Here is a 13,307-nt window from a genome sequence, read left to right as displayed (position 1 = left end):
TGATACAAGATACTGCACGCAAATAAATTAACCTGCAGCATTGCCTTGAGTGTGAATTGGTGTAATGAGTATTAACAATCAATATTGGGCTTAACTGCGGCGTTAATAGATATAATGCAGCGTGCTGATAACCTTAATTTGAACCTTGGCTAGAAAGCCAAGTAAACCGCTATTAGGTAATAATTGCACCGTTGCACGTGCTCCAGCGGGTAATGCATTAACGCCTTGGTGGTCAAGTTCAAGGTGTAATCGTAAGCGTTGAGCATCACGTACCCAACGTACCGATTCTTGCGGATCAGCTAAACGGCCATTGGCATCAAATTGCCCGGCACTCACTCCGGCATCTACGGTACTCACTTTGGCATGATATAAACGTCCAGGTTGACCATCAAATGCAATAAGCGCAGTTGATTGTGGCTCAATACCGCGTAAACTTTTTTCTCTAAAATCAGCAATAATATCGACGTTTTCTGACACTACAGCTAATAGCGGCTGTCCAACAGTGGCAAAGCTGCCGACTTCTAACTGTAAGTTAGTCACCACGCCATTTTGGTCTGCGCGAATTTGAGTGTATGACAGGTTTAATTCTGCTTGAGCTAAACGATTTTGAGCTTGACGGACTTTTAAATTATCTTCGCCATTGCGTCCACGACTTACCACTAGCTTAGTTAAGCGAGCTTTAGCGGCAAGTAAATTGGCCTGCGCCGTGACGGCCTCACTTTGAGCTTGATCAGTTAACTGCTGCGATACACCTCGGGAGGCATACAGAGCATCAAGGCGTTTTGCTTCACTATTTCTCTGCTGTGCACTACTTTGATTTGCCTGAACATCTGCTTTGGCTGCTAGTATCGATGCATCAAGTTCAGCGTTATCTTGTTTTGCTTGCTCTAACGCCAATGTAGCTTGCTCAGCCGCTAACTCGTAAGGGGCTGAGTCGATGCTAAATAACACATCACCTTTAGCCACAAGTTGGTTATTTTCGACGGCAATAGATGCAATTTTACCACTGACTTGTGGCGTCACTTTAGTGACCATTCGTGTGGCCATGGCTTGCGGCGTCATAGGCATTACTGCATCGGCAAACATAAAGTAACCAAACACCATTACAAACATAAAAATAGCGATTTTAACGAGTCGAGCAAATTGTTGATCTGGGGTCATGTTATTTCTCATTCAGGAATTTTGTTGTCTTGTTCAGTGTTCTTATGCAGCGCAGCAAGAGCATTATCACTAATAAGACTAATGACACGTTCAAATTCACTTAATTCTTGGCTGCTAATACCTGCAAGTAAATCGCGACGAACCAACATAATGCGGCTTTCCATCTGCTTAAGCATGTCGATGCCTTCAGGAGTTAAGCTGACTATTCGTGCTCGCTTATCGTTCTCGCAGCAGCGGCGCTGTATATATCCTTGCTGTTCTAACTGGCTCAAAGTGCGCATTAAAGAGGGCAATTCTATCTCTAAAGCATCGGCAAGCACCTTTTGGCTCACGTTATCGCCCAAGCGCAGTAACTTCCACAGCGCAGTCCAGCGAGGGTGAGTTAACCCTAATGGTACGAGCTCCGCGTCTGCAGCGGTGCGCCATAAACGATGTAATCGCCCTAAGTGCTCAGCAAGTGAAAGTTCTTTTAATCGCTCTAATTCTTTATACATAATAAATTGCCATTTAGTTAGCGTGCTAAGCATTATAACAACTTAGCATGCTAAGTAAATGACTGATGTTAATTAATCCATAAAACCTCTATAGCGTTGAAACTAATTTATTGATAACTGTGACTAAAAATGACTAGCGTTGATTACACGAACAAGAAAGATTAGGCCTTTAGTCACATGACATTACCTGGAAAAGAGAACATGAGTGTTATTTAGACAAAGATGATCAGTATCACCAAAAAAAAGTGTCACTTTGACATTAACAGTCTTTTTGACACTCATTAAATATGTCACTTTGACAACATATTAACGACAGGTAAAAACAAAATTCATTAATAACAGTAACTTAATAACAATAAAAAGTTGGCACGACTTGTGTAATGCTCTGGTCATCTGTATCAAAATGACTTTGCGCTAAGAGGACTTATGAGCAAAAATAAACTCACCGGCATTGCACTGCTAATCGTGCTAGTGGCTTCCTTCACGGTATTACTCAGTTTAGGCAGCGGCATATATCGAGAAAAACCGCCGATTCCAACGGCTTTCACTGACACCAGTGGCCAACCCATATTTACCAAAAATGATATTGAGCAAGGCCAACTTGTATGGCGTTCAATGGGCGGGCATCAGTTAGGATCAATTTGGGGCCATGGTTCTTATGTGGCACCAGATTGGACTGCAGATTGGTTACATCGTGAAGCCCAAGCTTGGTTGTCTATCACCGCAAACGAGCGCTATAACCGCGATTTCACTGAACTCGATTCAGAACAGCAAGCCGGTTTAGAAAAAGGCTTAAGAGATGATATTCGCCATAACACAGTGATCAAAGGTACTGGGGGTGAAACTCACGTCGCGCTGTCAAATACCCGAATTGCGGCAATTAATGAAGTGACTAAGCACTATTTATCGTTATTTGGTGATGATCCTGCATTAAGTTCATTACGTGAACAATATGCCATGAAAGAAGGCACTATCACTGATGCTGAACATCGTGAATTGTTAAATGCCTTCCTCTTTTGGGGAGCGTGGGCTGCGGTAACTGAGCGCCCTGGTTATGATTATACTTATACCAATAACTGGCCATACGATCCACAAATTGGCAACGTCCCCACTTCAGACAACATTGTTTGGTCAGTACTAAGCTTAGTGACATTGCTTCTTGGTATTGGCATGCTGGCTTGGCATCACGCCACCTGCAAAGAGGAACCATTGCCAGAACCAGCCAAAGGTGATCCATTATTTTTTACTAAACCTACTCCATCGCAAAAAGCCGTCGGAAAGTATTTTGTTACTGCTATTGGACTGTTTTTACTGCAAATATTAGTTGGCGGAATTACCGCGCATTACGCAGTTGAAGGCCAAGAATTTTATGGTTTCCCAATATCTGAAATTCTGCCTTATTCTGTTACCCGTACTTGGCATACTCAACTCGCAGTATTTTGGATTGCCACTGCATGGTTAGGCACAGGGCTATATATTGCCCCTGCACTATCAGGATACGAGCCGAAGTATCAACGCTTAGGGGTAAACGTTCTTTGGGTCGCGTTGGTCGTTATCGTATTGGGATCTATGGCTGGTGAATGGATTGGCGTACAACAATACTTTGACCTAGACATGAACTATTTATTCGGACATCAAGGATATGAGTACATTGATTTAGGACGCGTATGGCAAATATTATTGTTTGTGGGCTTATTAATTTGGACCGTGTTAATCACTGCAGCTATGCGCCCTGCATTAAAAGTTGACAGCGACATACTGCCGGCAATTTGGATTCTATACGCCTCTTGTGTCGCCATCGGTTTGTTTTATGGTGCCGGCCTGTTTATGGGCAAACACTCAAACCTTGCCATCGCTGAATACTGGCGTTGGTGGGTGGTCCACTTATGGGTAGAAGGCTTCTTTGAAACATTTGCAACAGCCGTTATCGCATTAATGTTAGTTCGCTTAGGCCTTATCCGTGCACGCAGTGCCAACGGTGCGGTATTATTCACAACAGTGGTGTTTTTAACTGGCGGCTTAATCGGCACCTTACATCATTTATACTTTACCGGTACCCAAACCTCAGTCATTGCTTGGGGAGCCATATTCTCGGCACTTGAAGTGGTGCCGTTAGCATTAATTGGTTTTGAAGCTATGGGAACCTATCGTTTACGTAAAGCGAGCCCTTGGATGGAACGTTATCACTGGGTCATTATGTTCTTTGTCGCCACCTCATTTTGGAACTTAATTGGTGCCGGTGTATTAGGTTTCTTAATTAATCCACCAATATCGCTTTATTTTATCCAAGGTTTAAATACTACTGCGACACATTCTCATGGTGCATTTATGGGCGTGTACGGTATGTTAGGTATAGGGCTAATGCTATTCTGTTTACGCGGATTAACAGGCGATATGCAATGGAACCAAAAATACCTTAAAGGGGCATTCTGGACATTAAATATCGGCTTAGCAGCAATGCTGTTTATGTCATTATTGCCTGTCGGAATTGTGCAGTTCTTTGCGGTCATTGACCACGGCTATTGGTATGCTCGTTCACCCGCTGTGATCCACAGCGATTTAGTGGAAAGCCTTGTATGGACACGAATGTTTGGTGACATTATCTTCAGTATTGGTGGATTATTGATGGCGGCGTTCTTATTTGACATCATCAAGAAAGCCATTGCTAGCAAAGGCGTTAAAGCGAAACAAGCTAGTCCATTAACGATTAACTAAGTATGCATTAATAAACACGCTTTGATAACCATCATCAGGGGCCTTTGTGGCCCCTTTAGTTTCAACAATTTGGGCTTTACCCTTGTTGTTATATTCACACTTGTCATAATGACACTTATTATGTTCCTTTCTGGAGTTTAGCATGGCATTGAGACAAGCTGACTTAACCCGTATCGCACTTGATATCACGTCCAATTTATCTAAACGTGATCGATTCTCTCGTTTATTAACCACAGTAAGAGAAACCCTCGATTGTGATGCTGCTGCACTGTTATCGTTCCACGGGCATCAATTCAAGCCATTAGCGATTGATGGACTGAGTGCGGATGTATTAGGACGGCGCTTTATTTTAAGTGAGCATCCGCGACTTGAAACCATTGCCCGAGCGGGTGATATTGTCCGTTTCCCTTCCAATAGCGAATTACCCGACCCTTACGATGGCTTAATCCCCAATGTAGATGGTGACTTAAAAGTGCATGCCTGCATCGGTTTACCATTATTCGCTAACGAGCAACTCATTGGCGCATTAACTATTGATGCATTAGATCCCAATAAGTTTGATCAATTCAGTAATAATGAACTGCGCAGCTTTAGCGCAATTGCAGCGGCTTCATTAAACAACGCATTGCTGATTGATAAACTTGAAAAACAAGCGTCAACGTTTACCATCCCCCATACCCAACCCTCTAGGCTATTAGACACAGAAACAGAAACCGAAATAATTGGTCAGGCCGATAATCTATTATCGCTGCTTAATGAAGTGAATGTGGTGGCAGAAACTGAACTCAACGTGTTGGTTTTAGGAGAAACGGGTACCGGTAAAGAACTGATAGCCAAGCAGATCCATCAACAATCAGCACGAGCCAATAAACCACTGGAGTATTTAAACTGTGCTGCACTTGCTGAATCCGTTGCCGAAAGCGAACTCTTTGGTCATGTAAAAGGCGCGTTTACTGGCGCTATTAGCCATCGTAGCGGCAAATTTCAAGTAGCCGATAAAGGCACATTATTTTTAGATGAAATTGGTGAACTACCTCTTAACTTACAAGCAAAACTTCTGCGAGTACTGCAATTTGGCGACGTGCAAAAGGTCGGTGATGATCGTAGCTTAAAAGTCGATGTTCGTATTATTGCCGCAACCAATAAAGACCTAAAAAGCGAAGTATTGGCCGGACGATTTAGAGCAGATTTATACCATCGTTTAAGCGTGTTCCCGGTTATGGTTCCACCACTAAGAGAACGTCAACAAGATATCCATTTATTAGCGGGCTACTTTATCGAGCGCTATAGACAGCAATTACACTTGGCCCATTTAAGATTAGAGCCTTCATCATTGCAATTACTGGAGCAATATGACTGGCCTGGCAACATACGTGAACTTGAGCATTCCATTCATCGAGCCGCTGTTTTAGCTAAATCACAAAGCCAAAAAGATGGTTTATGCATCATTAACAACAGCCATTTTGAATTTGCACAGTCATCGCCTGTTGCTATCCATTCAAACAAAAACCTGACGCTTAAACAGTCGGCAACATCTTTACCACAAACAAGCTTACGAGATGCAACAGATCAGTTTCAAAATCAATTTATCCACCAAATATATACTCAGCAAGGGAGTAATTGGGCTGCAACCGCACGCCAATTGCAAATAGATTCAGGTAACTTACACAGGCTGGCTAAACGCTTAGGATTAAAATAAAAAAAGTAAAAAATTTCAGTTGAAATATTAGCCGTAATAAGTAACGATGCGCCCTAACCATCTGTACAAATGACCTGTACTAATTATTTGTACTAAATAGTCAAACTTGGCAAAATATTGTAGTCTGACTAATATAACGTCTGTTTTGGAATGATATAACCCTTATGATAAATTCGTTACGTTCTACTTTAATTGCAGCGACTGCCATTGTATTAAGTTTTTCGAGTGCTGCTGTTGAATATCGTCTACCGGCTGAAGGCAGTAATTTAGTAGGTGAAAATCAATATTATGTTGTTCCTGAGGGGAAACTAACCTTAGAGCAAATTGCTTCACAATTTCAGCTAGGGTTGACTAATTTATTAGAAGCTAATCCAGGTGTTGACCCATTTTTACCTAAACCGGGTAGCACATTACTGATCCCGCATCAGCTAATTCTACCTAACGCTAAAAGAGAAGGTGTGGTCATTAACTCTGCCGAGATGCGTTTGTATTATTATCCGAAGGGTAAAAATACCGTCGAAGTATTGCCTATTGGTATTGGTCAAATTGGTAAAGATACCCCTGAAAATTGGGTAACAACAGTACAACGTAAACGCGCTAATCCAACTTGGACACCTACGGTTAATATTCGTAAATCATACGCGGCTAAAGGGATAACATTACCGGCTGTATGGCCAGCAGGCGCTGACAACCCAATGGGTTTATTCGCCCTTTATGTCGGTAACTTGTATGCGGTTCACGGTACTAACGCCACGTTTGGTATTGGTTTACGGGTAAGTTCTGGCTGTGTTCGTTTACGCGATGAAGACATTGAACATTTATATAATAGCGTACCAGTTGGCACACGTGTTGAGTTTATTAACCAACCGATTAAAGCCACTGAAGAACCTGATGGTAACCGCTATTTAGAAGTTCATGAGCCACTGTCACGAACTCAAGCTGAATTTGATTCGTTAGAACCAGTAGCACTATCATTCGATAAAGCCATGACTCGCTTTGTTGCTCACCCAGACACTGACTCATTTACATTAAAACGATTACTTGAGCAACGTACTGGAATGCCAACTCGGATTAATCCTTAAGCATTAACCGATAAGCATAAAATGTTTGGATTTCTGCAAACATAACAAAATGGCTTTGTTAACTCAGTAAACACTGTGATTAACAAAGCCATTTTTTATATCAGCTTGATAGTTACTCCCAACTCAGGATAAGAAATGAAGTTACTTATCAGGTGTGCTTATCGTCGACCCATTCTGATCAACATTATCACTGTCACTCACATTCTGACTATCACCCAGCGCTTCACTGGTTTGTGCTAATGCATGTAAATCTTCCATCGCCACATTAATGTCACTTTGACCGGCATTAATTAACTCTTCGGTTTGCTCGGCAAATGAAGTCTGTTGATCCATTTCTTGTAGAAGCGCGGCAGCATTTTCTTCTGTTATATTTAATGCTGATTGTGGGTATTGCTGAGCATTTGCTTGATTATTATCAGCTGACGGTGCTTGACCGCGATTTAGCATGGAGTTAATTGTCGGTTGCATAACCATAGCGGTAATAATCACGATTGCGGCGACAGCAACCAAACTAAGCTTACCCATAGAAATTGGCGTTTTCTTATCCGGCATTGAAGGAGTTTGATTGAGTTCGGAAAAACGTTCGCTATCAACCTGGGGTAACCCAGACGATTCAGGCCCTTTAGTGCGCATGCCGATAAATTGACCGCCATCATAAATTTCCATTTGATAGCTGGATACTTCACCCTCGACAATACCCGAACTGACAATTATGAGTTTATTACAATGTAACGTGCCTTTGAATAAGCCAGACACTCGCAGCTCTTGACAAAAAACCTCACCTTCAACCACACCACTAGGTTCTATTTTTATTTGATCGGTTGAACTGATTTTACCCTTAGTTTGGCCCGCGATTATTGCTGGACCTTGAATATGCATATCACCTTCCAACGCCATATCGACACCAATATAGGTCATGCCCTTATTTTTATTATTCATTTTGGGTCCTTGTTAGGATTATTACTCTTGGTTATTACTCTTGGTTATTACTCTGGGTTAATCGTCTTTGTTGATAGATTGTTATTTTTATCACAAGAGCTTAAAGGAAATACACTTCATAATAAAGTAAGTCGTTAATGGTATATACTCAAGTGAATTCAAACTGCAGGTTTTAATTTCTGAAAGTTATCATTAATTGTATCACCGAGTGTATCGGCAATATCGGGGAGGGTGATGCTAAAAAAGTCAGTGATTTTTCGTCGGAATTCTTTTGTCGTTGCGAAGTATTGCCCATTCCTCGCATGCTTATTCATTACCTTCCACAATCGTTCTATTGGGTTTAAATTTGGACTATAAGGCGGCAGGTAATGCAATGTTATATTCAGATTTTTAGCCTCTTTAACTACTAAGGCATTTCGATGGTATCCAGCGCCATCAAGCACCAAATGGATAACACCACTTGTTGAGTAACGCGCTCTAATTTGGTTTAAAAAATCGATGATGGATGCACCGTTAACCGTTTTGCTATATTGCTCAATGACCGCTTCTGTTAAGTGACCAAGTCGGATTGCACCAACCACGTTAATACGGGTTCGGCTTCCCGTCGTTTCTATCGGTTTATCAACGCCTTTTTTTATCCAGCCTGCGGTGATTTTTGTGGCTTGGGTCGGATGAACCGCATCCATAAATAATAACGGTTCATCAGGGGTTAACGAGGATTTTAGTTGCTCATAATATTCAATGAAAGCCGTTTGTTTGTCTTCATCAAATTTGTGAGGAACCCCTTTAGGGTTTTTATAGCTGAACTGATGTTTATGCAGCCATTTATTGAGGCCTGACACTGTGTACTTAATCTGAAATTGTTCTGAGATATAAGCGACTATTTGATGGCTATGCAAGTAGGTCACCTCACACAGGTGTGCAATCAATAGTTCAGTTTGCTCTTGACTCAGATAACTTAAGGAGCCGCCACTATTACACGTGAGTTTTTGGTCGTGAGCATAGGCATCAATGTATCGAACTACGGTCGTTTCGTGAATACGTAACGCTTGGGCAATCATTGGCGTTGGCCAATTTTCATCGCGTAGTAAAATGGCTTTAATGCGATCACACTCACGCCTATCACTCGAGCTTTTATGTCGAGTTTCCAATGCTACTTTTTGTTCTGGCGAGAGTGTAATTTGTTTCATGGGGCTATGATGATCCCATTTGGGACAAAATCAAGCATTTTCAATGATCACGGGTATAATACCCAGATCAACAATTTACCCTAAGTGCTATGTCGCCATTACAAGCTTACCAACAACGTCTTCAGCAAAATATTGTTGATGATCCTGCACAGCAGCAAGCAATACTCGCGCTTGATTTGCTTTATCAACAATGCCTCTGTGTTAATACAAACAGCCGAGGCTTATATTTATGGGGCGATGTGGGCCGAGGAAAAACCTTTTTGATGGACATGTTCTATCAAAGCCTTTGTGATCAGATTCAGTGCAACCAGAGCATGTATAGCTCACAACATAAAACGGATAAAACCGTATTACGCCTGCACTTTCACCGTTTTATGGCCATGGTCCACCAGCAATTAAATCAAACTTCGGGGATACGTGATCCATTAACTCACATAGGCAAGCAGATTGCGGAGAAATATTCTGTTATTTGTTTTGATGAGTTTTTTGTCGCTGATATCGGTGATGCCATTTTACTCGGTCGATTATTTGAAACATTATTTCAGTCAGGCGTCATCTTAGTTGCAACCTCAAATGTACCAATAATCGACTTGTATAAAAATGGTTTACAACGCGATCGTTTTTTACCCACAATCGATCTGCTCCTACAATATACCCAATCGATCCACTTAGACGGTCAAATCGATCATCGCTTACATTCTAGCGCCGTAACGCCTACAACATCAGCCCGCTGGTTAACATTGCCGTCGGCAATAACGCCTCAAGCGGTGTTTACACTTTTGTGTCAACAATACCCACAAGCTAATGTCAGCATAATAAATACACCTGACTCAATCGATATTTGTCAGCGCACTATTGCCATTGAGGCTCAATATGGACAACTTGCTTGGTTTGAATTTTCAGCTTTGTGCCAAGGCCCACGTTCGGCATTGGATTACATTGAATTAGCTGGCCGATTTAGCCATATATTGCTCAGTAATGTGCCTACATTAGGCGGTGAAGTACGTAGTTGGATTAAAGCTCGCGGCACCGAAGATGGCGCATTAGCTACCACCACAGGCGAACGACAACTGGCGTATGCCAGTGAAGACGATCCGACTCGACGCTTTATTAGTTTAGTGGACGAATTGTATGATCAAAAAGTGATGTTAATCCTCAATAGCGACTGCAACTTAGAAGATTTATATATCGACGGGGCATTACAATTTGAATTTAGACGCACTTATAGCCGCCTGATTGAAATGCAACAATGGGTGTAAATAAGCCTGCAGCACTGAAATGAACCGCTTAACAGGCGAGTCTATGCAGTAGATTATGAAGCTTGATAGTTTTCAACATCATTAAAACGAAGTAAAAAGTTGTCAAGAGCATCATTGGTCGGGTAATCGAACTGATATTTATTGTGAAAAAATACTGTCAAGCTAACCTGAGCATCGGCTAAAGTAATGGTATAACCATCATGATCCGTTTGCGCACTGATTCCACACAACCAATAATCATGACCATTATGACCGTCTTCAAGCGCCCGCTTCTCACCATATTGCGTGACTTTGTTAAACACTTTCAACGCGCGGTGAATATCAATTTCATTTTTCATATCATGCTCTGCTATTAATGTTTTGCATTATCATTTAAGCATACTATACGCCATTTGCACTTAATAGATCAGCGAAGAAAAACATGATAGATCAACAAAGAACAACATGATAAACCAGCAAAGTACAACACGACTGATCAGCCTTAAATGGATAAGTTTACTATAGCAGTATTTTTTCGCTGAAAAGATTTCCCTTTGTTAACACAACAAGGCAGAATCGCGATACTTTATAACAGACAGAACCTATACCATGCCTGATATTGTGATTGCCTTTTTTGCCCTCGGTTTGCTTGCCGGGTTGATAAAGTCTGATTTAAAAGTCCCTAAAGCAACCTACGAAACCCTATCTATCTTACTTATGCTTACGCTAGGACTAAAAGGTGGCATGGCACTGCATGGAGAAACTGCCAATTTAGCGATCACCGAATTACTGTCTGTTATTGCACTTGGATTCATAATCCCACTTAGCCTTTATCCTCTACTGCGAAAATTAATTCAATTACCGCAAAAAGAAGCCATAAGTATTGCTGCTCATTACGGCTCTGTGAGTGCGGGAACATTTGCCGTGGTGATGACCATGGTCGATCAATCTCAGTGGCCTTTACGACCTGAAACAACGTTGTATCTAGTGCTACTCGAATTGCCTGCAATTATTATCATGCTTTGGCTACACCGCTACTTACAAGCAAAAGTAGCAGGCGATAGCCAACACTCTTCGGCAGGCAGCGTATTACATGAAGCGCTGACAAGCCGCGGAGTCGTATTACTCTGTGGAGGGGTGATCATAGGCTGGATATATGGCACTAGTGGCATGGCACCACTTACACCAATGTTATTGGGTGGTTTTAAAACGTTATTAGCACTGTTCTTATTAGAAATGGGGATTAGTACCGCCAAAGTATGCTTCCCTATTCCTTACAAACAATGGCGTTTATTGGTATTTGCTGCGGTAATTCCATTTATTTTAGCTTGGGCGGGTATCGGCTTAGGCGTGTTACTTGATTTACCTTCTGGCAGCATATTAGTACTTGCAGGCTTAAGTGCAAGTGCGTCTTATATTGCTGCGCCGGCCGCAATTAAGGCAGCAATACCAGACGCTAATATTGGTTTAGCGATGTTGGCATCACTCGGAATAACGTTCCCAATAAACGTATTAATTGGTTTACCTATCTATAAAATGTGGATAGAACAGATACTAAGCTGAGCATTGATACACTCATAACCGTGCTGGTAAATCGATGTTAACGGCTGTTGTTAACGGCTCTTGTCTACAATGGTTGTTAGCGTTGATTTAATCCGTGACGGATGTGCAAATGAATAATGGTTGCGCCAAGTGTATTATCTGCAGCAGCTTAGCGTTCTTATCGCTTATCGAGTAATTTTCATATGAATGATAAGCAAACCAATATCATCAGCCGAATCATCGCTATTTCACATCAATTTGAGTTCTCTGGTGATGTATTGCTTTATCGACAAACATGGCTTTATCGACCTTAACCAAATAATCATTTAACGATAATGACTGCCTAGCTTGTCGATGTGCCACGCCCTTACTGTACTTTAATTGGTATGGTTTACCACTGTGCAGATTATGTTGATTAACGCACTGTTGAAAACGTTGTAATACATTATTAACACTAATTTCATCGCTTTGGCTCAGCATTACCACAAATTCATCACCAGCAAAGCGGGCAATAATATCCGATTCGCGGAAGCTGTCGATCAATAAGCCAGCAAAAGTCCTCAAGGCAGTATCACCTTCTTCATGGCCAAAATTGTCGTTAATTGCTTTAAAGTAATCTAAATCAAAGAAAATTAAGCACGTTGCAAAATCAAGCCTATCACCATAAGCAAGCGTCTTATTAGCGAGTAATTCAAAACCACGACGATTAGAAATACCGGTTAGCGCATCTAAGGTATTTTGCTGAATCGACAGCAGTTCTTCTGCGACAATTTTGCCAAGGTCTTCCAAGGCATCTTCATCATCTTTAGAGAAAGATCTCGGCTTGTCATCGATAATACACAAGGTACCTACCCTCACACCATTAGGCATAGTCAACGGATAGCCGGCATAAAATCGAATCTTAGGTGCCGCCAATACAAGCGGATTGTCGGCAAAACGTTCATCTTTTAGTGTGTCTGGCACAACTAAAACATGTTGTTGATTAATAGTATGACCACAAAATGAAATATCACGCCGGGTTTCGCATACATCCAACCCCTGCACAGACTTGAACCATTGGCGATCGGAGTCGATTAAACTCACCACACTAATTGACACTGAAAACAATCGCTTAGCCAACCGAGTGATACGATCAAAACGTTCTTCAGCGATCGTATCGAGCACGTTCAGCCCTCGAAGCGTTTCGAGTCGAGTGTATTCATTGTCAGGTATCGGTGCCAGCAGCATTAAACAACCTATTCAATCAA

The 13,307-nt window shown here is 41.7% G+C and carries 11 protein-coding genes; 5 read left to right on the top strand and 6 right to left on the bottom strand.

Features of this window, described 5'->3' with window-relative positions; genetic code table 11:
* Positions 1 to 102 precede the first annotated feature (102 nt).
* Together HNW13_RS20575 and slyA are read right to left on the bottom strand one after the other, a co-directional pair.
* Positions 103 to 1,161, bottom strand: a complete 1,059-nt coding sequence (locus tag HNW13_RS20575) for an HlyD family secretion protein (protein ID WP_192114223.1) — start codon at positions 1,159 to 1,161, stop codon at positions 103 to 105.
* An 8-nt stretch (positions 1,162 to 1,169) separates the two neighbouring features.
* The gene (gene slyA, locus HNW13_RS20570; protein WP_101085289.1) at positions 1,170 to 1,655 is read right to left on the bottom strand and encodes a transcriptional regulator SlyA; all 486 of its coding nucleotides are present in this window, start codon (positions 1,653 to 1,655) and stop codon (positions 1,170 to 1,172) included.
* 426 nt (positions 1,656 to 2,081) lie between these two features.
* Here slyA and HNW13_RS20565 point away from each other — a divergent pair, with 426 nt between their 5' ends.
* From HNW13_RS20565 to HNW13_RS20555, 3 genes are all read left to right on the top strand, one after another.
* Positions 2,082 to 4,370 carry a nitric-oxide reductase large subunit gene (locus tag HNW13_RS20565; RefSeq protein WP_192114222.1) on the top strand — a complete coding sequence of 763 codons (2,289 nt, stop codon included), beginning with the start codon at positions 2,082 to 2,084 and terminating at the stop codon, positions 4,368 to 4,370.
* A 142-nt stretch (positions 4,371 to 4,512) separates the two neighbouring features.
* Positions 4,513 to 6,069, top strand: a complete 1,557-nt coding sequence (gene norR / locus HNW13_RS20560) for a nitric oxide reductase transcriptional regulator NorR (RefSeq protein ID WP_192114221.1) — start codon at positions 4,513 to 4,515, stop codon at positions 6,067 to 6,069.
* A 167-nt stretch (positions 6,070 to 6,236) separates the two neighbouring features.
* Positions 6,237 to 7,151 (top strand): L,D-transpeptidase family protein, encoded by a 915-nt coding sequence (locus HNW13_RS20555; RefSeq protein WP_162024395.1) that lies wholly within the window; start codon positions 6,237 to 6,239, stop codon positions 7,149 to 7,151.
* Between the two features lie 141 nt (positions 7,152 to 7,292).
* Here the strand turns inward: HNW13_RS20555 and HNW13_RS20550 are convergent, their stop codons facing one another.
* Both HNW13_RS20550 and HNW13_RS20545 read right to left on the bottom strand, forming a co-directional pair.
* On the bottom strand, positions 7,293 to 8,090 hold the full coding sequence (locus HNW13_RS20550; RefSeq protein WP_192114220.1) for a polymer-forming cytoskeletal protein: 798 nt from the start codon (positions 8,088 to 8,090) through the stop codon (positions 7,293 to 7,295).
* Between the two features lie 158 nt (positions 8,091 to 8,248).
* Positions 8,249 to 9,280, bottom strand: coding sequence for an IS630 family transposase (locus HNW13_RS20545; protein ID WP_124013279.1), 1,032 nt, complete (start codon positions 9,278 to 9,280; stop codon positions 8,249 to 8,251).
* Positions 9,281 to 9,369: 89 nt separating this feature from the next.
* Between HNW13_RS20545 and zapE the strand changes: the two genes are divergently transcribed.
* The gene (gene zapE / locus HNW13_RS20540) at positions 9,370 to 10,539 is read left to right on the top strand and encodes a cell division protein ZapE (RefSeq protein WP_192114219.1); all 1,170 of its coding nucleotides are present in this window, start codon (positions 9,370 to 9,372) and stop codon (positions 10,537 to 10,539) included.
* Between the two features lie 53 nt (positions 10,540 to 10,592).
* Here the strand turns inward: zapE and HNW13_RS20535 are convergent, their stop codons facing one another.
* Positions 10,593 to 10,877 (bottom strand): DUF3081 domain-containing protein, encoded by a 285-nt coding sequence (locus HNW13_RS20535; protein ID WP_101085284.1) that lies wholly within the window; start codon positions 10,875 to 10,877, stop codon positions 10,593 to 10,595.
* Positions 10,878 to 11,127: 250 nt separating this feature from the next.
* Between HNW13_RS20535 and HNW13_RS20530 the strand changes: the two genes are divergently transcribed.
* A complete protein-coding gene (locus tag HNW13_RS20530; RefSeq protein ID WP_101085283.1) occupies positions 11,128 to 12,081 on the top strand; it encodes a sodium-dependent bicarbonate transport family permease in 954 nt (317 codons plus the stop codon).
* A gap of 222 nt (positions 12,082 to 12,303) precedes the next feature.
* On the opposite strand, the gene HNW13_RS20525 is transcribed toward HNW13_RS20530, so the two are convergent.
* Positions 12,304 to 13,287, bottom strand: coding sequence for a sensor domain-containing diguanylate cyclase (locus HNW13_RS20525; RefSeq protein ID WP_182743187.1), 984 nt, complete (start codon positions 13,285 to 13,287; stop codon positions 12,304 to 12,306).
* Positions 13,288 to 13,307 lie beyond the last annotated feature (20 nt).

The organism is Shewanella sp. BF02_Schw (assembly GCF_014596695.2).
GTDB lineage: Bacteria > Pseudomonadota > Gammaproteobacteria > Enterobacterales > Shewanellaceae > Shewanella.
This window is presented reverse-complemented; position numbering and strand designations above follow the sequence as displayed.

Excerpts from the sequence above, each read along its gene's own strand:
- HNW13_RS20575 (WP_192114223.1), bottom strand. The coding sequence starts at position 1,161 with ATGACCCCAGATCAACAATTTGCTCGACTCGTTAAAATCGCTATTTTT.
- slyA (WP_101085289.1), bottom strand. The coding sequence starts at position 1,655 with ATGTATAAAGAATTAGAGCGATTAAAAGAACTTTCACTTGCTGAGCAC.
- HNW13_RS20565 (WP_192114222.1), top strand. The coding sequence starts at position 2,082 with ATGAGCAAAAATAAACTCACCGGCATTGCACTGCTAATCGTGCTAGTG.
- norR (WP_192114221.1), top strand. The coding sequence starts at position 4,513 with ATGGCATTGAGACAAGCTGACTTAACCCGTATCGCACTTGATATCACG.
- HNW13_RS20550 (WP_192114220.1), bottom strand. The coding sequence starts at position 8,090 with ATGAATAATAAAAATAAGGGCATGACCTATATTGGTGTCGATATGGCG.
- HNW13_RS20545 (WP_124013279.1), bottom strand. The coding sequence starts at position 9,280 with ATGAAACAAATTACACTCTCGCCAGAACAAAAAGTAGCATTGGAAACT.
- zapE (WP_192114219.1), top strand. The coding sequence starts at position 9,370 with ATGTCGCCATTACAAGCTTACCAACAACGTCTTCAGCAAAATATTGTT.
- HNW13_RS20535 (WP_101085284.1), bottom strand. The coding sequence starts at position 10,877 with ATGAAAAATGAAATTGATATTCACCGCGCGTTGAAAGTGTTTAACAAA.
- HNW13_RS20530 (WP_101085283.1), top strand. The coding sequence starts at position 11,128 with ATGCCTGATATTGTGATTGCCTTTTTTGCCCTCGGTTTGCTTGCCGGG.
- HNW13_RS20525 (WP_182743187.1), bottom strand. The coding sequence starts at position 13,287 with ATGCTGCTGGCACCGATACCTGACAATGAATACACTCGACTCGAAACG.